This window comes from Enterococcus alishanensis (assembly GCF_019218635.1).
Classification (GTDB): domain Bacteria; phylum Bacillota; class Bacilli; order Lactobacillales; family Enterococcaceae; genus Enterococcus_A; species Enterococcus_A alishanensis.
Genome location: NZ_JAHUZB010000002.1, coordinates 149,506 through 171,947 on the forward strand (window position 1 = coordinate 149,506; position 22,442 = coordinate 171,947).

A 22,442-nucleotide genomic window follows, 5' to 3' on the forward strand; every position below is an offset into this window, starting at 1 on the left:
CTAGATGAAACATTCACAATTAGTTGCCATTATTAAGCGTTTGGAAGCAATGACAGAGTCAACTGACAGCGAAGTACAAGTAAGACGTTTTGAAAAAGAAGGCGTTGAAAAATGTACTGTAACATATGATAGTTCAACCGAAACTTTCGAATTAACAGAATCTGACAGTAAGCAATCTTACCAATTTGATAATATCGATATCGTTGCGATGGAGATTTACGATTTGATTCAATAGTTTAGGAACAAGCCTGAAAATATGGCTTGTTTTTTTTGTAAAAATTTCCCGGAAATTCGCTGCAAAATATTTGTAAAATTTTTCATTTCCAGTCATTATATATATAGTAATGGAGGGAAAAAAATGTTAGAAAAAGAAGTATATAATCAATTATTTAAACCATCATTTTCAGAAAAAACCGAAGTTACCTTTTGGGACGGTTCAGTAAAAGAATATGGTAACAATGACGGTGAAACAGTTTTTAAAATTAAATTTAATGAAAAAATTCCAGTTAAAGATTTAACTAACAATGCTTCGCTTGCGCTAGGTGAAGCCTATATGAGTAAGAAAATCGAAGTTGAAGGTAACATACAAGCTTTAATTTACGATGTCTATAAGCAAGCCAATGGTTTTTTTGCAAATAAAAATTTTAAAAAATGGTTACCAAAAGAAAAGCATACAAAGAAACAAAGTAAAGAAGATATTCACAGTCATTATGATTTAGGCAATCAGTTTTATGAGCTGTGGTTAGATCCAACAATGACTTATTCATGTGCTTATTTTGAAACACCGCAAGATACCTTAGAGCAAGCACAAATAAATAAAGTTCATCACATCCTAAATAAATTACATGCCAATCCTGGTGAAACACTATTGGATATTGGCTGTGGCTGGGGTACGCTTATTTTAATTGCTGCTAAAGAGTACGGTTTAAAATCAACGGGAATCACTTTAAGTGAAGAACAGTATGACCATATTCAAAAAATTATAAAAGACGAAAAATTAGAAAATCAAGTCTCTGTTTATTTGATGGATTACCGCGATATGACAGATAAATTTGATCATATTACTAGTGTAGGTATGTTTGAACATGTCGGTAGTGAAAACTTAGGTGAATATTTTACTAAAGTAAATGATTGCTTGAAGCCTGAAGGAACAGCACTTATTCATGGAATTAGCCGTCAACAAGGCGGCGCAAAAAATGCATGGATTAACAAATATATTTTTCCAGGCGGATACATTCCAGGTGTGACTGAGATCGTTGGGCACATTACAGAAAATGATTTGCAATTAATTGACTTAGAAAGTTTACGCCGAGATTATCAATTAACTTTAGAACACTGGACTGAAAATTTCCATCAAGTTAAAGATAAAATCGTTGCTAAAAGTGATGAAAGTTTTTACCGCATGTGGGATTTATACTTGCAGGCTTGTGCAGCATCATTCCAATCAAGTAACATTGATGTGGATCAGTATTTATTAGTTCATGCTAATAATAATTCGATTCCAATGCATCGTAACGTATAAAATTTATAAAAAGTGACGTAAGTTAAAAGACTTGCGTCACTCTTTTTTTTGGTTAAAATTAACTTGGATATCAAAGTAATTAATACAGCTGATACGTGTGTGAAGTTGCTTCCATTAAGATTTTAAATAAATTTTAAAGAAATAACCTTGCATTCACAAATGATTTAAGATATAGTTTGAGAGTCAAATGATTTGATAATCAAACTAATTAGGTGAGGGTCATGGAACATAACTGGGAAGAATTAAATACCTACTTGGTTTCAATCTTTAATGACGTTTTGTCGATTGAAGAAAATGAACTAAAAAAATCACAGTTTAGTGATTTGACGATTACTGAAATGCATACGCTTGATGCGATTGGCATGTATAAGAAGAAAACAACTACTGAAGTTGCAAAAGAGTTATTAGTGACGGTAGGAACTTTGACCACGTCGATCAATCGTTTAGTAAAAAAAGGTTATGTTGATCGGATCCGTAGTGAAGATGATCGTCGGGTAGTAAAATTAGCATTAACAAAAAAAGGGAAGCTAGTCTTTCGAGTTCATCAGCATTTTCATCGTGAAATGGTGAAACGGGCGATTAAAGATTTAAATGATGACGAACAAGAAGTATTCTTACGAGCTTTAATAAATTTATACAGTTACTTAGAGGAAATCAAATGAGTATGAACCAATATGGGAAAATTACCGCAACCGCACGTTATTTACCAGATAAAGTTGTAACCAATGATGACTTAACTAGTTTTATGGAAACTTCTGATGAATGGATCGCCAGTCGAACTGGTATCAGACAACGCCATATTGCGGTTGAAGAAAATACGTCAGATTTATGTTTAAAAGTTGCTGAAAAATTAATTGCTCAGGCTGCTATATCGGCTGAAGAAATTGATTTTATTATCGTTGCTACGATGTCGCCAGATTATACATGTCCTTCGGTAGCTTGTATGGTTCAAGGACAACTAGGTGCTCATAATGCAATGGCATTTGATATTAGCGCAGCTTGTTCTGGTTTTGTCTATGCTTTGACAACTGCCGAGAAATTTATTCAAGGCGGGATGCAAAAAGGCTTAATTATTGGCGGCGAAAAAATTTCAAAATTGCTTGATTGGAATGATCGTGGCACATCGGTATTATTCGGTGATGGTGCAGCAGGAGTTTTATTAGAAGCAAGTTCTGAACCAGGCATTTTAAAAATGTCGCTGGAAGCTGACGGACAAAGAGCACAAAGCTTGACCTCTGGTTATCACAATAGTCAGAATGTTTTTGAAATGGAAGAAAAAGATAGTTATTTACAAATGGATGGTCGCGGTATTTGGAATTTTGCAATGAATGATGTGACGAAAAGTTTGAAAAAATTTATTGCTGATGAACCAACGGTGGATTATTATTTATTCCATCAAGCAAACAAACGAATCATCGAAAAAATGGCGCGAAAATTAAAAGAACCAATTGAAAAATTTCCTATGAATCTAATGAATTATGGCAATACATCAGCTGCTAGCATTCCAATTTTATTAGATGAATTAGTTGAACAACAAGTCCTTCAATTAGGAGGCAACCAAACTGTGTGTCTAACTGGTTATGGCGGCGGCTTAACGTGGGGTAACCTACTTGTCCAGCTGTAATGAGTTAAAAATATTAAAATTAAAAATTAAGTGGAGGAACTTATAATGACATTTGAAAAAATCCAAGGAATTATTGTTGAAGAACTAGGGGTAGAAGCAGACGAAGTGAAATTAGAAACAAATATCCAAGAAGACTTAGAAGCAGATAGCTTAGATTTATTCCAAATCATCAATGAAATCGAAGACGAATTTGACGTGAAAATCGAAACAGAAGACGGAATTGCTACTGTAAAAGATTTAGTTGAATACGTTGAAAAGCAACAAACTGCATAATCAATAAAATTTTAGGCTAGGCTTAGGCCTGGTCTTTTTTTCTAGGAGATTAATATGAAAACTGCTTTTTTATTTAGTGGCCAAGGGGCACAATATGTCGGCATGGGTCAAGAATTATACAATCAAGAGCAAATTGTAAAAGATACCTTCACTGAAGCGAGTGATTTACTAGGTTTTTCAGTCGCTGATTTATGCTTTACGGAAAATGAGCAATTAAATGAAACAAAATATACACAACCCGCAATTTTAACTGTTAGCACTGCTTTTTTACGTTTATTGAAGTCAAAAGGCTTTACAGCAGATGCTACTGCAGGTTTAAGTTTAGGAGAATATACGGCCTTAGTTGCTAGTGGAGCGTTAGATTTTTCTGATGCGGTAAAACTTGTTCATAAGCGTGGTCAATATATGGCAGAAGCAGCGCCAACCGGAAGTGGAAAAATGGTCGCTGTGATGAATACGCCAGCTGAAACAATTGAAAAATGTTGTAAAGAAGCTAGTGAATTTGGGATTGTCACACCAGCAAACTATAATACACCACAACAGATCGTTATTGGTGGCGAAGTTGCAGCAGTTGAAAAGGCCGAAGAATTATTAACTGCAGCAGGGGCTAAGAGAATGATTCCATTAAATGTGAGTGGTCCTTTTCACACCGCTTTGTTAGCATCGGCGAGTGATCGATTGGCGGAAGAATTAAAAACTATTACATTTAAAGAAATGGACATTCCAGTCATTTCTAATACGACTGCTGAAATCATGCAGCAGGATCAGATTAAAGCACTATTAACTAAGCAAGTAATGTCACCTGTCCGTTTTAGCGACAGTATTGTGACTTTAAAAAATATGGGTATTGAACAAATGGTGGAGATTGGTCCAGGTAAAACCTTAACTGGCTTTATCAAAAAGATTGATCGTGCCATTGCCACAAGCCGAGTAGAGGATTCTAAAACTTTAGAACAAACCATCACATTTTTAGGAGGGTCAAATGGAGCTAACCAATAAAGTTGTTTTAGTAACTGGTAGTAGTCGAGGCATCGGTTGGAGTGTTGCTGAAGCATTTGCTAAGAAAGGTGCCAACATTGCTTTAAATAGCCGTAGCCAAATGGCACCAGAAAAGATTCAGGCAATTGAAGCACTTGGGGTAAAATGTATTTCAGTGACTGGCGACATTGCTTCTTACGAAGATGCAACTGCTATGATAAAGGAAACTGAAGAACAATTAGGCTCAGTCGATGTACTAGTTAATAATGCTGGGATAACCAACGATAAATTATTATTGCGCATGAAGCCAGAAGAATTTGCAGCTTGTATTGATGTGAATTTAAAAGGTACGTACAATATGACGCAACAAGTTTTAAAGAAAATGATGAAAAAGCGTGAAGGGGTCATTATTAATATGGCCAGTGTAGTTGGTTTAATCGGGAATGTTGGTCAGAGCAACTATGCAGCAAGTAAAGCTGGCGTAATTGGTTTCACTAAATCTGTTGCTCGCGAAGTTGCCCCTCGAGGTATCACTTGTAACGCGATTGCACCGGGATTTATTGTGACTGATATGAGTAATGAATTAAGTGATGCAGTTAAAGAACAAACCATCACCCAAATTCCATTACAACGTTTTGGAGATAGTCAAGATGTCGCTGATGCAGCTGTCTTTTTAGCAGAAAGTCCTTATATCACTGGACAAGTGCTAAATATTGACGGCGGAATGGTAATGTAAGAAAGGATTGAACAAAATGAATCGAGTAGTTATTACAGGTTTTGGTGTCACTTCTCCAATTGGAAATGACGAAGAAACATTTTTAAATAGTTTGAAAACAGCAAATAACGGAATTGGTCCAATTACTTCTTTTGATGCTGAAGAAACTGGTGTTACTTTAGCTGGTGAGGTTAAAGATTTTCCATTAGAAAAATATTTCGTCAAAAAAGATACGAAACGGATGGAAAAATATTCACTTTATGCAATTTACGCAACACTAGAAGCGATGGCTATGAGTGGTATCAATACGGAAGAAGAAAACATGGAACGTTTTGGTGTCTTAATTGGTTCAGGAATTGGTGGCTTGGGAACGACACAAGACCAGGTAATCAAAATGGATCACAAAGGCCCAGCTCGAGTGTCACCAATGTTTGTTCCTTTAGCAATTGTCAATATGGCTGCCGGAAATGTGGCTTTAAGAATTGGTGCAAAAGGAATTTGTTATAGCCCAGTTAGTGCTTGTGCTAGTGGGACGCATTCAATCGGTGAAGCTTTCCGCAATATTAAACACGGTTACTCAGATGTGATTGTGGCCGGTGGAGCCGAATCTTGTATTAATGAAATCGGAATTGCGGGCTTTGCAGCTTTAACGGCTTTAAGTACGGCCACTGATCCAGATCAAGCATCAATTCCTTTTGATAAAAAACGGACAGGTTTTGTGATGGGTGAAGGTGCTGGAGTCTTAGTCTTAGAATCTTTAGAACATGCTCAAGCACGTGGAGCCAATATTTTAGGCGAAGTTGTTGGTTACGGTGCTACTTGCGATGCATATCATATGACTTCACCATCACCAGATGGTAATGGGGCAGCTAGAGCAATTACAGAAGCAATTACAGAAGCTGGTATTTCTCCAACGGATGTTGATTATGTAAATGCTCATGGAACAAGTACACAAGCTAATGAAAAAGCAGAGAGTAAAGCAATTGTAGCAGCTTTATCAAAAGATACTTATGTTAGCTCAACAAAATCAATGACTGGTCATTTATTAGGTGGAGCTGGCGGGGTCGAAGCGGTAGCAACATTAATGGCTTTACAGCATCAATTTATTCCACCAACTGCTAACGTTACTGAATTAGACGAAGAAGTGGAAGCAAATATTGTTGTAAACGAAGCTAAAGATGCGAAGGTAAACTACGCAGTCAGTAATTCACTGGGCTTTGGTGGTCACAACGCAGTGATTTGCTTGAAGCGTTGGGAGGATTAGAAGTTAATGGATATCCAAGGTGTAAAAGATTTAATGAATCAATTTGATCAATCTTCACTAACTGAATTTGACTTACGTGAAGGCAATTTTGAATTGTACATGAATAAAAATAAAACGAGCCGTCAAGTGCAAACAACCAACAATGAAGTAGCCACAGAAGGACCAACATCTGTGACCCCATCAGTTGTCGAAACAACCGAAACCATTGTTGAAACGGTTGAAACAACAGTACCAAAAACTGGCGATATTATTTCTTCCCCAATTGTTGGGGTGGTGTATTTAAAACCGGCACCAGATCAATCAGCCTTTAAAGACTTAGGTGATACTGTCAAAAAAGGCGAAACCATCTGCATTATTGAGGCGATGAAATTATTAAATGAAATCACTTCTGAATTTGATGGTACAATTACCGAAATTTTAGTCGAAAACGAAGAAGTTGTTGAATATGGTCAACCACTCTTCAGAATTAGTTAGGAGAAAATTATGCTTACAATCGAAGAAATTAAAGAAATTATTCCTCATCGCTACCCTATGTTATTAATCGATCGGGTGGAAGAATTAGAAGCTGGAAAAAGTATTAAAGCCAAGAAAAATGTTTCTATGAACGAACCATTTTTCCAAGGTCATTTCCCTCATGAACCAGTAATGCCAGGGGTGTTAATTATTGAAGCAATGGCGCAAGCTGGCGCAGTTGCTTTGCTTTCTTTGGAAGATTTCAAAGGCAAAACTGCTTACTTTGGCGGTATTGATAAAGCAAAATTTAGAAGAAAAGTTACACCAGGAGATACATTAATCTTAGAAGTAGAACTAACAAAGGTAAAAGCCAATGCTGGAATGGGCAAAGGAATCGCATATGTTGACGGTAAAAAAGTCGCAGAAGCGGAATTAACCTTTATGATTGGATAGGTGTCTATGTTTTCAAAAATTTTAATTGCTAACCGTGGCGAAATTGCGGTTCGTATTATTCGCGCTTGTCGTGAACTAGGAATTCAAACAGTCGCAGTTTATTCTGAAGCAGATCGAGAAGCGTTGCATACAGAAATGGCTGATGAAGCTATTTGTATTGGTCCAGCGCGATCGACTGACTCCTATTTAAATATGCAAAGTATCTTAAGTGCTGCTATTGTGACAAACGCTGAAGCGATTCATCCAGGCTTTGGTTTTTTATCAGAAAATAGTTTGTTTGCAACTATGTGTCATGAATGTAATATTAAATTTATTGGTCCATCGGAAAAAACAATTGACGCGATGGGAAATAAAATACATGCCCGTCAATTGATGCAAGCAGCAAAAGTGCCAGTTATTCCTGGAAGTGACGGAGCAATCTCAACCTTGGCAGAAGCAGAAAAAATTGCTGATGAAATCGGCTATCCTGTGATGTTAAAAGCTGCTGCTGGTGGCGGCGGTAAAGGTATTCGAAAAGTTCAAACTAAAGATGAGCTAGAAAAGTTGTTTATGGCTGCTAAAGCCGAAGCAAAAGCGGCTTTTGGTGACGACTCGATGTATTTGGAAAAAATTATTTTTCCTGCCCGTCATATTGAAGTTCAGATATTAGGTGATTCTTTTGGTCATGTTATTCATTTAGGAGAACGTGATTGTTCTTTACAGCGAAATAATCAAAAGGTTTTAGAAGAAGCGCCTTCAATTGTATTAGACCAAAAAACCCGTGATGAAATCGGCGGGATTGCTGTTAGAGCTGGGGAAGCTGTAAATTATGAGAGTGCGGGAACCATTGAATTTTTAAGAGATATGGATGGGCAGTTTTATTTCATGGAAATGAATACGCGAATCCAAGTCGAGCATCCAATTACAGAAATGATTACGGGAATTGATATTGTTAAAGAGCAAATTAAAATTTCCAGTGGTGAACCTTTAGAAATTCAACAAGCAGAAGTTACTTTCAGTGGACATGCGATTGAATGCCGGATCAATGCGGAAAATCCTGCTTTTAACTTTGCGCCATCACCAGGAACAATAAAGACTTTATTATTGCCAAGTGGTGGTTTAGGTTTACGAGTAGATTCAGCGATGTATAGTGGGGTGACAATTCCTCCATTTTATGATTCAATGATTGCAAAAGTAATTGTCCATGGGGAAAATCGTTTTGAAGCATTAATGAAAATGCAACGGGCACTGGGAGAATTTGTTTCGGAAGGTGTTATTACCAATGTTGATTTTCAAATGGACTTAATTAGTCACCCCAACGTTCTTGCGGGAGACTATGATACAAGTTTTTTACAAAATAAATTTTTACCGGAGTGGCAAGAAAGCGAGTAGGAGGCAGTTAAGTGGGTTTATTTAATAAGAAGAAAAATTATATTCGAATTAATCCTAATCGCTATACCAATAGCCAAGAGATTGCAAAACCGGCTGTACCAGACAATATGTGGGCAAAATGTCCTAGTTGTAAACGAACATTGTATACAAAGGAAATCGGTGCTGAAAAAGTTTGTCCTCATTGTGGCTATAATTTTCGCATTAGTGCCTGGGAACGTTTGGCGTTAACCATTGATGAAAAAAGTTTAGAAGAATGGGATACTGGAATTATTGAAAAGAATCCGATTGATTTCCCAGATTATCCCGAAAAAATTGCTGAGACTAAGAAAAAAACAGGTTTAGATGAAGCTGTTTTGACTGGGAAAGCAACAATCGAAGGCACAGCTTTTGCTATTGGTGTAATGGATACTAATTTTATTATGGGTAGCATGGGGACTGTTGTTGGAGAAAAAATTACCCGTCTATTTGAGCGGGCCACCAAAGAAAAATTAGCTGTCGTTTTATTTACAGCTTCAGGCGGCGCGCGGATGCAAGAAGGTATTTTTTCTTTAATGCAGATGGCTAAAATCAGTGCAGCAGTTAAACGCCATAGTAATACTGGTTTGTTATATATCACAGTCTTGACTGATCCGACTACCGGTGGTGTAACAGCAAGTTTTGCAATGGATGGCGACATTATTTTAGCAGAGCCTCAAAGTCAAATTGGTTTTGCTGGACGGCGGGTAATCGAACAAACGATTCGACAGAAATTACCAGATGATTTTCAAAAAGCTGAATTTTTATTGGCCCATGGTTTTATTGATCAAATTGTCCCACGAACTGAATTGAAGTCTCGCTTAAAAAGCTTATTAGAACTTCATCAACAGGAAAGTTGGTGCCAAAATGAGTAAATCTGCAGGCGAAATTGTTAAATTAGCTCGTCATCAGGATCGCATTACCAGTCTAGAATTATTTGACCAAATTTTTACTGATTTTGAAGAATTTCATGGAGATCGTCGCTTTGGAGATGATCCGGCAATAGTCGGTGGTGTCGCTTACTTAGCTGGGAAACCAGTCACAGTAATTGGCGTTCAAAAAGGAAAAAATCTAAATGAAAATATGGCCCGAAATTTTGGTCAACCTAGTCCTGAAGGGTATCGAAAAGCATTACGCTTGATGCAACAGGCTGAAAAGTTTAAACGACCTGTTCTCTGTTTTGTGAATACACCTGGCGCATTTTGCGGTGTTGAAGCGGAAGAAAGAGGAGAAGGGGAAGCGATTGCGGCCAACTTATTATCAATGGCTGATTTAAAAGTGCCAATTATTTCATTGGTATTTGGTGAAGGCGGTAGCGGTGGCGCATTAGCTTTGGCATTGGCCGATGAAGTTTGGATGATGGAACACAGCATTTATGCCGTCCTTTCCCCAGAAGGGTTTGCATCTATTCTTTGGAAGGATGGCAAACGAGCGGATGAGGCTGCTGAGTTAATGAAAATCACAGCTCCAGAGCTTTTAGAGTTAGGTGTCATCGATAAAGTTATTCCTGAAACCTTTAAAGGTGAAAGATTAGCTGAAGAGAAAATTTCTCGAATGATTCAAAAAGCTTTGATTGAAAAACTAACAGAATTAACGCAACTTTCTATCAGTACTTTACTAGAAAGACGTTATGAAAAATTTCGTAAATTCTAACAGTCTCTTTATCGAGACTGTTTTTTTATACGCATATTAGAGATTAAAATAAATAATTATTCAATTTTATCTACATTTTGTGAAATTTTATGCTATAATCTTTTTATCTTAAAAAATGAAGGATAATAATGGAGGAAGTAAGATGAAAAAAAGTTTAGCGATTTTATTTATGGGATTAAGTATTTTTGGTTTAGCAGCATGTGGCTCAAGTGGTGAAAGTGGTGGCGACGGCGATCAATTATCACAAATTAAAGAAGATGGTGTCATCAAAGTAGCTACGTCACCTGACTATGCACCATTTGGCTTCCACACTGAGATTGACGGGAAAGATGAAATTGTGGGTGCAGACATTGACTTGATGGAAGCAATAGCTAAAAAAATGGATGTTAAAGTTAAATGGCTGGATATGAGTTTTAATAATGTACTAGCAGCTACTAAAGAAGGAAAAGCAGATGTGGCAATTTCAGCAATTTCAGTCACTGACGAGCGGGAAAAGAGTTTCGACTTCACAGATACTTATTATACTTCTCCACAAGCAGTAGTCATTAGAAAAGCTGATGCAGATAAATATACTGGCACAGATAGTTTTGAAGGAAAACAAGTTGGTGCACAAAAAGGGACAATTCAAGAAAACGTTGTGAAAGAACAGTTAACTGGATCCACATTAGTGGCAATTGAAAAATTACCAAATATTTTTGTGGAATTAAAGAATGGTTCATTGGACGGTCTAGTTACAGAAAAGACAGTTGCACAATCATATGTGGATCAAAATCCTGATTTGATGATTGCCGATATTGCTTTAGAAAGCATGAAAGAAGATTCCTTTTCGATTGCTGTACCTAAAGGAAATGAAGATTTAGTAAAGGAATTAAATAAATCCATTAAAGAATTACAAGATGATGGGCAAGTGGATGAAATGGTAGCAAAAGCGCAAGAATTAGCAAAAAAGGCAACGAACGAATAAAATAAATATACATTTAAAGCTGAATATAATAGATATTATTCAGTAATTAGTGAGAATAATTCAATAATTATACAACTTAATGCTTTTCTTTTGAAATTTTCATGCTATAATAAGTGCATTGAAAAAAAGAAGCTTTAAATTTTTAGGAGGAATTAGGATGAAAAAAATTACCGGCATCGCCATTGGTTTATTGGCATTAGTAACACTAGCTGCTTGTGGCAGCAGCAACGATAGTGGCACAGATAGTTCAGGAAGCAACAACACATCAAGTGAAGTAACATTAGATTCTATTAAAAAAGCGGGTGTTTTAAAAGTAGCAACTTCAGCAGACTTCGCACCTTTTGAGTTCCATACAATGGTTGACGGCAAGGACCAAATCGTTGGAGCAGATATTGATATGGTTAATGCAATTGCTGATGAACTTGGTGTAAAAACCCAAGTTTCAGATATGAGCTTTAATACAGTTTTAGCTTCTGTCAAAGAAGGAAAAGCAGATATCGCTGTTTCAGGGATTTCGGCAACTGCTGAAAGACAAAAACAGTTTGACTTTACAGATAACTACTACAATCCACCACAAGTAATTATTATCAACAAGAAAAATCAAGATACTTTAAACAGTATTGCAGCTTTTGACGGAAAACAAGTTGGCGCACAAAAAGGCTCAACCCAAGAAGATATTGTGAAAGATCAATTATCTGGCGCCAAATTAGTTTCTATCGATAAAGTACCAAGCATGATCGTTGAATTAAATCAAGGATCTTTAGATGGTATGGTAGTTGAACAAACCATTGCTGAATCTTATGTTGAACAAAATTCTGATTTAATGATTGCCAACGTAGAATTAAAAACAGATGATGACAATGCCTTTTCAATCGCTTTACCAAAAGGTAGCACTGAATTAAAAGATGAGTTAAATAAAATTATTGCGAAATTAATCAGCGAAGGAAAAATTGATGAATACGTAAAAGCGAACAATCAAGTCGCTGAATCAACAGAAGAATAGAGGTTAGGTCATTGGATTTTTCGTTTTTACATCAGTATTTAGGTTACTTTCTTTCAGGAGCCAGTATTACAATTGTCTTATCAATGTGTACTGTGGTTTTAGGGACATTGATTGGTCTTGTGATGGCTTTAATGAAATTAGCAAAAACAAAACCTTTAAATTGGCTAGCTAATATTTATATTGAGATTTTTCGTGGGACACCAATGTTGCTGCAAATCATGATTGGTTTCTTAGTCTTACAAGGGTTATTTCCTTCAAGAGATCTATCAGTAGGTGTGTTAACCGTTGATTTAGGTCGCTTGATTCCAGGTATGTTGGTTTTATCTTTAAACTCAGGTGCCTATGTGGCTGAAATTATTCGTGGCGGTATTATTGCCGTGAATTATGGTCAATCAGAAGCAGCCTATTCACTAGGTTTAAGACCAGCGCAAACGATGCGTTATGTGATTTTGCCACAGGCATTAAGAAATATCCTACCACCATTAGGAAATGAATTTGTGACTTTAATAAAAGATTCTTCTTTGCTGACAACGATTGGGATTAACGAATTAATGGGTGCAGCTCAAATTGTTATTTCAAATTCTTATATTCCGTTAGAACCTTACGTAGTTGCAGCAGGTATTTATTTTGTAATGACCTTTGTGACTTCCCGTTTGCTAGCTTTATGGGAAAAACGTTTAGGTCGCGGATATCAAAGATAGGAGAACAATTATGAGTGAAGCATTGGTTCAAGTAGAACATTTAAATAAAAAATTTGGTGATAATGAAGTACTAAAAGATATTTCGACTGAAGTCACACCAGGAGAAGTATTGGTTATCATTGGACCTTCTGGTTCTGGTAAAAGTACTTTTCTAAGATGTATCAATCTATTAGAAATACCAACATCTGGCACAATTAGATTTGAAGGTACCGACATTACTGATAAGAAAAATGATATTTTTAAAACACGGGAAAAGATGGGAATGGTGTTTCAACAATTCAATTTATTCCCTAATATGACTGTTTTAGATAATATTACCTTGTCACCGATTCGGGTAAAAAAAATGTCTAAAGATGCTGCTGAAAAAATTGCTAAAGAACTTTTGGTAAAAGTTGGTTTGTCTGACAAGGCAGATGCATACCCTCAGTCATTATCTGGAGGACAACAACAGCGGATTGCGATTGCTAGAGCTTTGGCAATGCAACCAGATGTGATGCTGTTTGATGAGCCAACATCTGCATTAGATCCTGAGATGGTTGGTGATGTTTTAGCCGTGATGCAGCAATTGGCTAAAGAAGGTATGACGATGGTTATCGTAACTCATGAAATGGGTTTTGCCAAAGAAGTTGGAGACCGGATTATTTTCATGGATGAAGGTGTTATTGTAGAAGAAGGAACACCGCAAGAAGTTTTTGATCAAACCAAAAATTCCAGAACCATTGATTTCTTGTCTAAAGTTTTATAGAATTTTTATTAAGAAGGACTCTTTTAACAGAGTTCTTCTTATTTTATTGCCACGATTGTGGAGTTTTCAAAGGATTTAAGTTATAATCAAGATTTGTAGATATGAAAAATGAAGAAATATAGGAGTTGCTATGTTCGAAAAATATAAACCAACCTGGATGGTTGAAGCAATATACCAAATTACTCCCCAACAATTGAAAGCAAGAGGCATAAAAGCCGTTTTAACAGATTTAGACAATACTTTGATTGCCTGGAATAATCCGAATGGGACGAAAGAATTATTAGACTGGTTGCAAGTGATGGCTGAGGCTGATATTCCAGTTGTCGTGGTGTCGAATAATAATGCTAGTCGGGTAAAAAAAGCCTTAGCAAGTTTTGAATTAGACTTTGTTTCTCGAGCGATGAAGCCTTTTGCCAATGGAATCAATGAAGCCCGCAAAAAATTAGGTTTAGAAAAATCTGAGATTGTCATGATTGGTGATCAAATTATGACTGATGTTCGCGGATCAAATGCTGCAGGTATTCGTAGTATTTTAGTGCGTCCAATTGTGGATAGTGATGCTTGGAATACGCAAGTGAATCGTTTTTTTGAACGTTTTATTATGAAACATTTGTTAAAAAAGAATCCAGATATGAAATGGAAGCGTGAAATATAAATGGAAGAAGAAATTTATTGTATTGGTTGTGGTGCAAAGATTCAGACAGAACATCCCAATCAACTAGGTTATACACCTCAATCAGCTTTAGAAAAGGGGTTGGCTAGTGGTGATGTTTATTGCCAGCGTTGTTTTAGATTACGTCATTATAATGAAATTCAAGATGTTCATTTAACGGATGATGATTTTTTACGTTTGTTAAATGAATTAGGTAAAACAGATGCTTTGATTGTTAATGTCGTGGATATTTTTGATTTTAATGGCTCCTTGATTCCAGGATTGCATCGATTTGTTGGCGACAATCCAGTTTTATTGGTAGGGAATAAAGTTGATATTTTACCTAAATCATTGAAAAAAAATCATTTGATTCAATGGATGAAAGAGCGTGCCCATGAAGAAGGTTTGCGCCCTGAAGAAGTTTTATTGACAAGTGCTAGAAAACCTCACGAAATGGAAAATTTACTAGCAAAAATCGAAGAATATCGCAAAGGCAGAGATGTCTATGTTGTGGGAGTTACCAATGTGGGTAAATCAACTTTGATTAATCAAATTATTAAGCAAAGTGCTGGTGTACAAGATTTAATTACCACATCACAATTCCCTGGAACTACATTAGACAAGATTGAAATACCTTTAGACGATGGTCATTTCTTAATTGATACGCCAGGAATTATTCATCGACATCAAATGGCGCATTATTTAGGCAAAAAAGATTTGAAAATTATTGCCCCGCATAAAGAAATTAAACCGAAAGTGTATCAATTAAATGCTGGTCAAACATTATTCTTAGGTGGTTTAGCACGGTTCGATTTTGTTAGTGGAGAGAAAGCCTCTTTCATTGCTTATGTATCAAATGATATTACGCCGCATCGTACTAAATTAGAAAAAGCGACTGAATTTTATGCAAAACATGTGGGAGTATTATTACAACCGCCTCGACCAGATGAAGTCGCTGAATTTCCTGAATTGGTTCGTTTTGAATTTTCGATTAAGGAAAAAACCGATATTGTATTTGCTGGATTAGGTTGGGTAACTGTTTTAAAACCAGCAGTAGTTGCTGGTTGGGCACCTAGAGGAGTCGACGTATTGACTCGCAAAGCATTAATTTAAAAGGAGTTTATTCATGGAATTAAGAGGAAAACAAAAACGGTTTTTAAGAAGCCAAGCGCACCATTTGAATCCGATCTTTCAAATCGGAAAAAATGGTCTAAATGAAGAAGTATTGGTACAAATAGCAGAAGCATTGGAAAAACGTGAATTAATAAAAATCAGTTTGCTACAAAATACTGATGAAGTGGCTGAAGATGTAGCGACAGTTCTTGAAGCTAAAATTCATTGTGAAGTTGTTCAAATTATTGGTCGGGTATTGGTTTTATTTAAACCTTCCAACAAAGAAAAATATCAAAAAATTTCTCGTGAAGTAAAAACTATTTAATCACAGGAGGCATTATTGTGTTTCAAACGAATGTAGTTACTTTTCCTGAAGTTGTTCCAATGACGAAAGTGAATGGCAAAAAAAGACAAATCGGTTTAATGGGTGGGACTTTTAATCCGATTCATACCGCGCATTTAATGGTGGCCGATCAAGTAGGTCAAAAGCTGGGATTTGATGAGGTTCATTTAATTCCGTCGTATCTTCCTCCTCATGTAGATGAGAAAAAAGCAATTGCCAGCCAACATCGATTAAAAATGGTAGAATTAGCAACGGAAGACAATCCTAATTTAGTGATTGATCAAAGAGAATTGCGACGTCAAGGAAAAAGTTATACATATGACACGATGAAAGAATTAATTGCTGAAGATCCAGAAGCAGATTATTATTTTATCATTGGTGGCGATGAAGTAGCTTATTTGCCTAAATGGTATAAAATTGATGAACTGGTTCAAATGGTTCATTTTGTAGGTGTTAGCCGCCCAGGTTATCCGCAAGAAAGTAATTATCCAATCATTTGGGTAGATGTTCCTCAGATTCAGCTGTCTTCCAGTTATATTAGACAACAAGTCAAGCAAGGTTGTTCTATTCGATATTTAGTGCCAGAAAAAGTCAGAGAATATATTGCGGAAGAAGGATTGTATTTAGATGAATTATAGCAAAAATTATTCAGCAATGGATCGCGAAGCTTTGATGCAGCAAGTACAAATGCGAATGAGTGAAAAACGCTTCAAGCATGTTTTGGGTGTGGAAGAAATGGCTATTTTATTGGCGGAAAAATACGGTGTTTCAACTGAAAAAGCTAGTATCGCAGCACTGACTCATGACTATGCTAAAGAACGTAGCGATGAAGAATTTTTATTAGAAATTGAACGCCAAAACTACCCTGATCAAGCTATGTTAAAAAAATTTGGAAATGCCATTTGGCACGGATTGGTTGGTGCAGATTTTGTTGAGCGGGAATTAAAAGTTCATGATGTCGACATTTTAGAAGCCATTCGACTTCACACTACAGGTGCTGCCAACATGACTGATTTAGCTAAAATTATTTATTTGGCTGATTATATTGAACCTGGAAGAGATTTTCCTGGAGTAGAAGAAGCACGGCGTATTGCATTGATGGATTTAGATCAAGCAGTCGCCTTTGAGACAAAACACACATTAAGTCATTTAATCGAAAATGAAAACCCGGTCTATCCTAAAACGTTAGAAACTTATAACCGTTTTGTTGCCGGTCAAAAATAGGAGGGAATCACCATAGATAGTAAACAAATGTTAGAAACAGCAGTAAAAGCAGCCGATTCAAAAAGAGCTGTTGATATCGTTGCTTTGGATGTAAGAGAAGTTTCTTTATTAGCGGATTATTTTATGATTTGCCAAGCGAATTCAGATCGTCAAATTAACGCAATAGTGGAAGAAATTGTCGATAAAGAGGAAGAAAACGGCGCTACAGTTAAACGAATTGAAGGTAAAGATGGCGGGAAATGGGTCTTAATCGACTTAGGCGATTTAATCGTTCATGTTTTCAGCCCAACCGAAAGAGAATTCTATAATTTAGAAAAACTTTGGTCAGATGCACCATTAGTGAATATTTCTAACTGGTTAGATTAATGGCGTATGAAACTTTTGCTTTTGTCTATGATGAAATTATGGATGAAACTTTATATGATCAATGGTTGGCCTTTACTAAACGTCATTTAACCAAGGGACAAGAGAACATCTTAGAACTGGCTTGCGGTACCGGAGATTTAGCGGTGAAATTTGCTGAAGAAGGTTATCAAGTGACCGGTTTAGATTTGTCTGAAGAGATGTTGACAATTGCCAGCCAACGAGGCATCGAAGCAGATCTAGCGATTCAATGGATTCAAGGTGATATGTTGGATTTAAAAGATATTGGTACTTATCAAGCAGTGACTTGTTATTCTGATTCTTTATGCTATATGAAAAATGCTGAGGATGTAGTAAAAGTATTCCAAGGGGTATTTGATTTATTAGAAAAAGATGGCACTTTTATTTTTGATGTACATTCCACTTATCAAATTGATCAAGTCTTCCCAGAATATAGTTTTCATGATCAAACCGAGGAGTTTGCCTTTTTATGGGATAGCTATCCCGGAGAGGAACCTCATAGTATCGAACATTTTTTAACTTTTTTTGTAAAAAAAGGTGAACTGTTTGAACGCTTTGATGAGTTACATCAAGAAAGAACTTATTCTTTGAATACCTATCAAGTAATGTTAGCAGAAGTGGGCTTTAGTTTTGAAGTTTTTGCAGACTTTGAAGATGAGAATCCTAAAGAAAATAGTCAACGATGGTTTTTTGTTTGTCATAAGAGCTAGACTTTTAGTCGGCTCTTTTTTGTGAGGTGAGAATTTGAAAAGTTGTGGCATTATTGTAGAATATAATCCATTTCATTATGGGCATGCGTATCATGCAAAAATGGCGCGAAAATTATCTGGTGCTGAGATAATCATCGCAGTCATGAGTGGGAATTTTTTACAACGAGGAGAACCTGCTATCTTAGATAAGTGGGATAGAGCAGAAGTGGCGCTAAGAAATGGCGTCGATTTGGTTGTGGAATTACCTTTTTCATGGGCAGTTCAATCAGCTGACTATTTTGCAAGAGGCAGTGTTAAAATGCTGCAATCCCTGCAGTGTGAAGCACTTTGTTTTGGAACGGATGAGGAAAATGACTTTGATTACCAAAGTTATGGCGATTTTTTTAATCAACATCAAGTTGAAATTGACAATTATTTTAAGAGCTTACCAATTGATTTAAGTTACCCTGAAAAAATGGCTCAAACAGTTCGACATTTTTTACCAAAACTGGCTGAATTTCCACCGAATCATATATTGGCGTTAAGCTATGCGAAGGAAAATGCAAAGTATGCAAAACCAATGACATTATTCCCTTTAAAGCGACAAGGACAGGGCTATCATGATAATCAATTGATGGTGCAGAGTTTTGCTTCGGCAACTGGAATCCGGCAAGCAGTTAACTTAGGAAACGATTTTTCAAATTTTGTACCGGAACTAACTGAAAAAAAATTATTTGATTATCATCTTAGCTGGTCTGATTTTTGGCCATACCTTTATTATCAGTTAAAAGTCAGCACACCAAAGGAGCTAAAAATGCTTTATCAGATGAATGAAGGCGTTGAATTTCGTTTGTTGAATCAATTGCGACCAGATTTTTCTGATTATTTAGCTGGAATTCAAACCAAGAGATATACGAAAGCACGACTTCAGCGTTTATTAGTCTATACTTTATTGCAAGTAAAACCAGCTGAGATTGCCTATGAACAAGAAAATTCACTGCTACATATTTTAGGCTTTACAGACGCAGGAAAAAAATATCTCAATCAGCATAAAAAAGATTTTACTTTGCCGATGGCAGCTAAAATAGGTAAGCAGGAGCAAGCCAATCATTTGTTAACTTATCGAAGTGATCAAATTTATCAGATGCTTCATCCAGTAGAACAAAATCTAGGGCGTTTTCCGTTGCAAGTATAAAAAAGACTATGCAAAAAAAGCGTCAGTCGTTATAATAGATGAGTATGAAATTAACGAAAGTGAAGTGAAAATATGGGACGCAAATGGGCCAATATCGTAGCAAAAAAAACGGCTAAGGATGCCAATAATAGCCGAGTATATGCAAAATTTGGAATTGAAATATATGCAGCAGCAAAATCAGGTGATCCTGATCCCCATGCTAATCAAAAATTACGTTTTGTTATCGAAAGAGCAAAAACATATAATGTGCCAAAACATATTATTGATCGTGCAATTGAAAAAGCTAAAGGCTCTGGTGATGAAACATATCAAGAACTACGTTATGAAGGATTCGGTCCCAATGGTTCAATGGTAGTAGTCGATGCATTGACAAATAATGTCAATCGAACAGCTGCAGATGTGCGGGCGGCTTTTGGTAAAAATGGCGGGAACATGGGTGTTTCTGGCGCTGTTTCTTATATGTTTGACAACACAGCATTGTTCGGTTTTGCTGGCGAAGATGCTGATGAAATTCTTGAATATTTAATGGATCAAGAGATTGATGTCAGAGATGTTGTCGCTGAAGATGGTCAAATTATTGTTTACGGAGAGCCTGAAGATTTTAACAGTATCCAAACGGCTTTAAAAGAAAAAGGAATTGAAGAATTTTCAATTGCTGAAATGCAAATGATTCCTCAATCCGAAGTTATTTTAACTGGTGATGATTTAGAAAAATTCGAAAAAATGATTGATGTCTTAGATGAATTAGAAGATGTTCAACAAATTTACCACAACGTAGAACTAGACTAAGCAAAAAGGAATGAGTTTTTAAGCTCATTCCTTTTTTTATACACTTTTTACTTCAAATAAACCTTCTGGAATTTCCTCTAATAATGGACTTTTTTGTCCTACAACTAATAAATTTAATTCATGCATCGCTCGGGTACAGACAGTATATAAAATCAAATTATCTTGCTCTGTTTGATAATTATCTGGTGAAACATTCCAAGCAAAGACTCGATCAAATTCTAACCCTTTCGCTAAATAAGTTGGAATAATAATCAGAGATTTCTTCATAAAATCTTCTTCGTCAGTTAGCAGCTGAACATTTTCTTTTTGCGCATCACTTAAAGAATCATATAAGTCCTGACATTCTTCAGCAGTTTTGGCGATGATAGCAGTACGCCAATATTTGGCTACTTCGACCGTATCAGTTAATTCTTGGGCAATCCGGGCAATCATCTCATTTTTTTTAAGTGAAAAGTACATTTTAGGTAGATCACCTGCTCGTGCTGTCAGCTTTACACGATTTTCTTGAGTCAAAAATTGATTGGCAAAATTGGTAATTTCTTCAGTCGAACGGTAACTAGTAGTCAATTCAAAATGCCGAATCGTTTGATCACTAAATATTTCTGCTAAAGATTGGACCATGCTTTCATTACCAAATACTTTTTGATTTAAATCACCGCATAAAGTGTAGGTTGCATTAGGATATAAATATTTTAAAACGGCTACTTGCGCAGGTGAAAAATCTTGCATTTCATCAATAAAGATGAAGCGGGCTTTTTGATTTACTTCCAAAGGATAGATAGCTTTCATTAGAAGGAAAAGCAAATTACCATCTTCTAAACTAATGTCTTTATTTTTAAAATCTTGAATCAATTCCTTTAGCATCATTTGCCAATCGGATCGACTTAATTGGTAATGGGACAAAAGGTTATTTGGTATATTCTGTAAGAAATGTAAATACTGTTTCGCGTAATTTACAAAGGTGTAGCGGTTAATTTTTCGACGAATGCCTTTGAAACGACGGTTCACAACTTTTTGTAGCATTTGACGTCGTAATCGTCTCTCAGCCTTTTCAGAGTCTTCCATATTGGGATTGTTAACAAAAGCTTCTTGAATTAGGTCTTCAGCAGCTTCTTTGGCCCAATCTTTTTTCATTTCGTCTTTAACAAAACCACCGATTTTTTTAAGTAGTTTTGTTTGTAACAATTGCATTCGTTGATACATTGGTAAAGCAGGATTGGTTTCTTGGTACCATGAGCGAATTTGTTTTTTTGAGATTAACGTTTGCTCGCCAATTTTTAAGTCTCTAAAGAGTGGCCCTAGATCAGTAATCTGTTGCGTATATTTTTCTAAAGCAGTAACAATCATTAAACTACTTTTTGCTCGTAAAATACGATCATCTTGTCCCGATAAAAAGACTTCTTCATGACTCTCTTCTGTATGGATGGCATAATTTGGTAATAGTTTAGTTAAAAATGTTTTAAAGGTCTCAGTTGGAATGCCACTTTCTCCTAAAGAAGGCAGGACAGTCGACACATACTCTGAAAAGATATGGTTCGGTGAAAACAATAAGACTTGATCATTTTCTAACCACTTACGGTTACTATAAAGTAAATAGGCCACTCGTTGTAATAAGGCAGAAGTTTTTCCGCTACCAGCAATTCCTTCCACAACCAAAACTTTGCTGCGGTTGTCACGGATAATTTCATTTTGGGCTTTTTGAATAGTAGCAACAATGTTTTTCATGTGATTGGAAGAAGCTTCATCTAAAATTTCAAGTAAGAAATCATCGTTGATGGCTTCCGAAGTATCCACCATTGATAGAATTTCACCGTCGCGAATTTTAAATTGTCGTTTTAAGATTAATTCGACTGGGATGACTGCATCATAACTTTCATAACTAGTGTCACCTAATTCTCCTTCATAATAAAGGTTAGCGATTGGTGCACGCCAGTCAATGACGATAGTCTCCTCTTGGCGATCTCTTAAAGAGGCGATACCTAAATAAAGGGTCTCTTTTCCAGCATCTTCTTGAAAATCTATGCGGGCGAAATAAGGATTCCCACTCATTAATTGTAAAACTTTTTGGCGTTTTTCTAAGGCAGCCAGTGTTTGATAGCGAACCAATAGTTCTTGTTCGTGTTGGCGGTTGTCAGCCATGGAATCAGCTAACGCTTCAAAGGAACCAGACTGAACTCTTTGACCAGCGTTTTCCATCATGGAAGCATCAAATGTCTGTTTACTTTTAGCAGTTCTTTTTTTTAAAATTTGATCTTCTTGATCAATAATCTCTAAGGTATTTAATAGATGTTGTTTCTCTAATTCTCTTGCTTGCATCTC

27 protein-coding genes are annotated in these 22,442 nt (G+C 36.2%); 26 read left to right on the top strand and 1 reads right to left on the bottom strand.

The window, feature by feature from the left end:
• The first annotated feature begins 4 nt into the window (after positions 1-4).
• The 26 genes from KUA55_RS04340 (at position 5) to KUA55_RS04465 (ending at position 20,123) form a co-directional block, all read left to right on the top strand.
• The gene (locus tag KUA55_RS04340) at positions 5-235 is read left to right on the top strand and encodes a YkuJ family protein (RefSeq protein WP_218324960.1); all 231 of its coding nucleotides are present in this window, start codon (positions 5-7) and stop codon (positions 233-235) included.
• Positions 236-358: 123 nt separating this feature from the next.
• Positions 359-1,522 (top strand): SAM-dependent methyltransferase, encoded by a 1,164-nt coding sequence (locus KUA55_RS04345; RefSeq protein ID WP_218324961.1) that lies wholly within the window; start codon positions 359-361, stop codon positions 1,520-1,522.
• Positions 1,523-1,743: 221 nt separating this feature from the next.
• Positions 1,744-2,184, top strand: coding sequence for a fatty acid biosynthesis transcriptional regulator FabT (gene fabT, locus KUA55_RS04350; RefSeq protein WP_218324962.1), 441 nt, complete (start codon positions 1,744-1,746; stop codon positions 2,182-2,184).
• Between the two features lie 2 nt (positions 2,185-2,186).
• On the top strand, positions 2,187-3,146 hold the full coding sequence (locus KUA55_RS04355; RefSeq protein ID WP_218325439.1) for a beta-ketoacyl-ACP synthase III: 960 nt from the start codon (positions 2,187-2,189) through the stop codon (positions 3,144-3,146).
• 45 nt (positions 3,147-3,191) lie between these two features.
• Complete coding sequence (locus KUA55_RS04360) at positions 3,192-3,419, top strand: acyl carrier protein (RefSeq protein WP_218324963.1); 228 nt, start codon at positions 3,192-3,194, stop codon at positions 3,417-3,419.
• 54 nt (positions 3,420-3,473) lie between these two features.
• Entirely contained in the window at positions 3,474-4,418 is a 945-nt protein-coding gene (gene fabD / locus KUA55_RS04365) for an ACP S-malonyltransferase (RefSeq protein ID WP_218324964.1), read from the top strand.
• Complete coding sequence (fabG, locus tag KUA55_RS04370) at positions 4,402-5,133, top strand: 3-oxoacyl-[acyl-carrier-protein] reductase (RefSeq protein WP_218324965.1); 732 nt, start codon at positions 4,402-4,404, stop codon at positions 5,131-5,133. The genes fabD and fabG overlap by 17 nt, the downstream gene beginning before the upstream one ends.
• Before the next feature lie 16 nt (positions 5,134-5,149).
• Positions 5,150-6,376, top strand: coding sequence for a beta-ketoacyl-ACP synthase II (gene fabF / locus KUA55_RS04375; protein ID WP_218324966.1), 1,227 nt, complete (start codon positions 5,150-5,152; stop codon positions 6,374-6,376).
• A gap of 6 nt (positions 6,377-6,382) precedes the next feature.
• On the top strand, positions 6,383-6,850 hold the full coding sequence (gene accB / locus KUA55_RS04380) for an acetyl-CoA carboxylase biotin carboxyl carrier protein (RefSeq protein ID WP_218324967.1): 468 nt from the start codon (positions 6,383-6,385) through the stop codon (positions 6,848-6,850).
• Positions 6,851-6,859: 9 nt separating this feature from the next.
• Complete coding sequence (gene fabZ, locus KUA55_RS04385; RefSeq protein ID WP_218324968.1) at positions 6,860-7,282, top strand: 3-hydroxyacyl-ACP dehydratase FabZ; 423 nt, start codon at positions 6,860-6,862, stop codon at positions 7,280-7,282.
• A gap of 6 nt (positions 7,283-7,288) precedes the next feature.
• Complete coding sequence (locus KUA55_RS04390) at positions 7,289-8,653, top strand: acetyl-CoA carboxylase biotin carboxylase subunit (protein ID WP_218324969.1); 1,365 nt, start codon at positions 7,289-7,291, stop codon at positions 8,651-8,653.
• A gap of 11 nt (positions 8,654-8,664) precedes the next feature.
• The gene (gene accD, locus KUA55_RS04395) at positions 8,665-9,543 is read left to right on the top strand and encodes an acetyl-CoA carboxylase, carboxyltransferase subunit beta (protein WP_218324970.1); all 879 of its coding nucleotides are present in this window, start codon (positions 8,665-8,667) and stop codon (positions 9,541-9,543) included.
• On the top strand, positions 9,536-10,321 hold the full coding sequence (locus tag KUA55_RS04400) for an acetyl-CoA carboxylase carboxyl transferase subunit alpha (protein WP_218324971.1): 786 nt from the start codon (positions 9,536-9,538) through the stop codon (positions 10,319-10,321). Before accD ends, KUA55_RS04400 begins: the two co-directional genes overlap by 8 nt.
• A gap of 142 nt (positions 10,322-10,463) precedes the next feature.
• Complete coding sequence (locus KUA55_RS04405; protein ID WP_218324972.1) at positions 10,464-11,285, top strand: transporter substrate-binding domain-containing protein; 822 nt, start codon at positions 10,464-10,466, stop codon at positions 11,283-11,285.
• A 157-nt stretch (positions 11,286-11,442) separates the two neighbouring features.
• Entirely contained in the window at positions 11,443-12,288 is an 846-nt protein-coding gene (locus KUA55_RS04410) for a transporter substrate-binding domain-containing protein (protein WP_218324973.1), read from the top strand.
• An 11-nt stretch (positions 12,289-12,299) separates the two neighbouring features.
• On the top strand, positions 12,300-12,989 hold the full coding sequence (locus tag KUA55_RS04415; protein WP_218324974.1) for an amino acid ABC transporter permease: 690 nt from the start codon (positions 12,300-12,302) through the stop codon (positions 12,987-12,989).
• Positions 12,990-12,999: 10 nt separating this feature from the next.
• Positions 13,000-13,734: an amino acid ABC transporter ATP-binding protein gene (locus tag KUA55_RS04420; RefSeq protein WP_281419004.1), complete on the top strand. Its 735-nt coding sequence runs from the start codon at positions 13,000-13,002 to the stop codon at positions 13,732-13,734.
• Positions 13,735-13,864: 130 nt separating this feature from the next.
• On the top strand, positions 13,865-14,389 hold the full coding sequence (locus tag KUA55_RS04425) for a YqeG family HAD IIIA-type phosphatase (protein ID WP_218324975.1): 525 nt from the start codon (positions 13,865-13,867) through the stop codon (positions 14,387-14,389).
• Positions 14,390-15,499 carry a ribosome biogenesis GTPase YqeH gene (gene yqeH, locus KUA55_RS04430; protein ID WP_218324976.1) on the top strand — a complete coding sequence of 370 codons (1,110 nt, stop codon included), beginning with the start codon at positions 14,390-14,392 and terminating at the stop codon, positions 15,497-15,499.
• A 13-nt stretch (positions 15,500-15,512) separates the two neighbouring features.
• A complete protein-coding gene (yhbY, locus tag KUA55_RS04435; RefSeq protein WP_218324977.1) occupies positions 15,513-15,824 on the top strand; it encodes a ribosome assembly RNA-binding protein YhbY in 312 nt (103 codons plus the stop codon).
• A 59-nt stretch (positions 15,825-15,883) separates the two neighbouring features.
• A complete protein-coding gene (locus KUA55_RS04440; protein WP_218325441.1) occupies positions 15,884-16,480 on the top strand; it encodes a nicotinate-nucleotide adenylyltransferase in 597 nt (198 codons plus the stop codon).
• The gene (gene yqeK / locus KUA55_RS04445) at positions 16,470-17,066 is read left to right on the top strand and encodes a bis(5'-nucleosyl)-tetraphosphatase (symmetrical) YqeK (protein WP_218324978.1); all 597 of its coding nucleotides are present in this window, start codon (positions 16,470-16,472) and stop codon (positions 17,064-17,066) included. Before KUA55_RS04440 ends, yqeK begins: the two co-directional genes overlap by 11 nt.
• 27 nt (positions 17,067-17,093) lie before the next feature.
• The gene (rsfS, locus tag KUA55_RS04450) at positions 17,094-17,432 is read left to right on the top strand and encodes a ribosome silencing factor (RefSeq protein WP_218324979.1); all 339 of its coding nucleotides are present in this window, start codon (positions 17,094-17,096) and stop codon (positions 17,430-17,432) included.
• Positions 17,432-18,160 (top strand): class I SAM-dependent DNA methyltransferase, encoded by a 729-nt coding sequence (locus tag KUA55_RS04455; protein WP_218324980.1) that lies wholly within the window; start codon positions 17,432-17,434, stop codon positions 18,158-18,160. The genes rsfS and KUA55_RS04455 overlap by 1 nt, the downstream gene beginning before the upstream one ends.
• A gap of 34 nt (positions 18,161-18,194) precedes the next feature.
• A complete protein-coding gene (locus KUA55_RS04460) occupies positions 18,195-19,334 on the top strand; it encodes a nucleotidyltransferase (RefSeq protein ID WP_218324981.1) in 1,140 nt (379 codons plus the stop codon).
• Positions 19,335-19,406: 72 nt separating this feature from the next.
• Positions 19,407-20,123, top strand: coding sequence for a YebC/PmpR family DNA-binding transcriptional regulator (locus KUA55_RS04465; RefSeq protein ID WP_218324982.1), 717 nt, complete (start codon positions 19,407-19,409; stop codon positions 20,121-20,123).
• 36 nt (positions 20,124-20,159) lie between these two features.
• On the opposite strand, the gene helD is transcribed toward KUA55_RS04465, so the two are convergent.
• Positions 20,160-22,439, bottom strand: coding sequence for an RNA polymerase recycling motor HelD (helD, locus tag KUA55_RS04470; RefSeq protein WP_218324983.1), 2,280 nt, complete (start codon positions 22,437-22,439; stop codon positions 20,160-20,162).
• Positions 22,440-22,442: the final 3 nt, after the last annotated feature.

Excerpts from the sequence above, each read along its gene's own strand:
- KUA55_RS04340 (WP_218324960.1), top strand. The coding sequence starts at position 5 with ATGAAACATTCACAATTAGTTGCCATTATTAAGCGTTTGGAAGCAATG.
- KUA55_RS04345 (WP_218324961.1), top strand. The coding sequence starts at position 359 with ATGTTAGAAAAAGAAGTATATAATCAATTATTTAAACCATCATTTTCA.
- fabT (WP_218324962.1), top strand. The coding sequence starts at position 1,744 with ATGGAACATAACTGGGAAGAATTAAATACCTACTTGGTTTCAATCTTT.
- KUA55_RS04355 (WP_218325439.1), top strand. The coding sequence starts at position 2,187 with ATGAACCAATATGGGAAAATTACCGCAACCGCACGTTATTTACCAGAT.
- KUA55_RS04360 (WP_218324963.1), top strand. The coding sequence starts at position 3,192 with ATGACATTTGAAAAAATCCAAGGAATTATTGTTGAAGAACTAGGGGTA.
- fabD (WP_218324964.1), top strand. The coding sequence starts at position 3,474 with ATGAAAACTGCTTTTTTATTTAGTGGCCAAGGGGCACAATATGTCGGC.
- fabG (WP_218324965.1), top strand. The coding sequence starts at position 4,402 with ATGGAGCTAACCAATAAAGTTGTTTTAGTAACTGGTAGTAGTCGAGGC.
- fabF (WP_218324966.1), top strand. The coding sequence starts at position 5,150 with ATGAATCGAGTAGTTATTACAGGTTTTGGTGTCACTTCTCCAATTGGA.
- accB (WP_218324967.1), top strand. The coding sequence starts at position 6,383 with ATGGATATCCAAGGTGTAAAAGATTTAATGAATCAATTTGATCAATCT.
- fabZ (WP_218324968.1), top strand. The coding sequence starts at position 6,860 with ATGCTTACAATCGAAGAAATTAAAGAAATTATTCCTCATCGCTACCCT.
- KUA55_RS04390 (WP_218324969.1), top strand. The coding sequence starts at position 7,289 with ATGTTTTCAAAAATTTTAATTGCTAACCGTGGCGAAATTGCGGTTCGT.
- KUA55_RS04400 (WP_218324971.1), top strand. The coding sequence starts at position 9,536 with ATGAGTAAATCTGCAGGCGAAATTGTTAAATTAGCTCGTCATCAGGAT.
- KUA55_RS04405 (WP_218324972.1), top strand. The coding sequence starts at position 10,464 with ATGAAAAAAAGTTTAGCGATTTTATTTATGGGATTAAGTATTTTTGGT.
- KUA55_RS04410 (WP_218324973.1), top strand. The coding sequence starts at position 11,443 with ATGAAAAAAATTACCGGCATCGCCATTGGTTTATTGGCATTAGTAACA.
- KUA55_RS04420 (WP_281419004.1), top strand. The coding sequence starts at position 13,000 with ATGAGTGAAGCATTGGTTCAAGTAGAACATTTAAATAAAAAATTTGGT.
- KUA55_RS04425 (WP_218324975.1), top strand. The coding sequence starts at position 13,865 with ATGTTCGAAAAATATAAACCAACCTGGATGGTTGAAGCAATATACCAA.
- yqeH (WP_218324976.1), top strand. The coding sequence starts at position 14,390 with ATGGAAGAAGAAATTTATTGTATTGGTTGTGGTGCAAAGATTCAGACA.
- yhbY (WP_218324977.1), top strand. The coding sequence starts at position 15,513 with ATGGAATTAAGAGGAAAACAAAAACGGTTTTTAAGAAGCCAAGCGCAC.
- KUA55_RS04440 (WP_218325441.1), top strand. The coding sequence starts at position 15,884 with ATGACGAAAGTGAATGGCAAAAAAAGACAAATCGGTTTAATGGGTGGG.
- yqeK (WP_218324978.1), top strand. The coding sequence starts at position 16,470 with ATGAATTATAGCAAAAATTATTCAGCAATGGATCGCGAAGCTTTGATG.
- rsfS (WP_218324979.1), top strand. The coding sequence starts at position 17,094 with ATGTTAGAAACAGCAGTAAAAGCAGCCGATTCAAAAAGAGCTGTTGAT.
- KUA55_RS04455 (WP_218324980.1), top strand. The coding sequence starts at position 17,432 with ATGGCGTATGAAACTTTTGCTTTTGTCTATGATGAAATTATGGATGAA.
- KUA55_RS04465 (WP_218324982.1), top strand. The coding sequence starts at position 19,407 with ATGGGACGCAAATGGGCCAATATCGTAGCAAAAAAAACGGCTAAGGAT.
- helD (WP_218324983.1), bottom strand. The coding sequence starts at position 22,439 with ATGCAAGCAAGAGAATTAGAGAAACAACATCTATTAAATACCTTAGAG.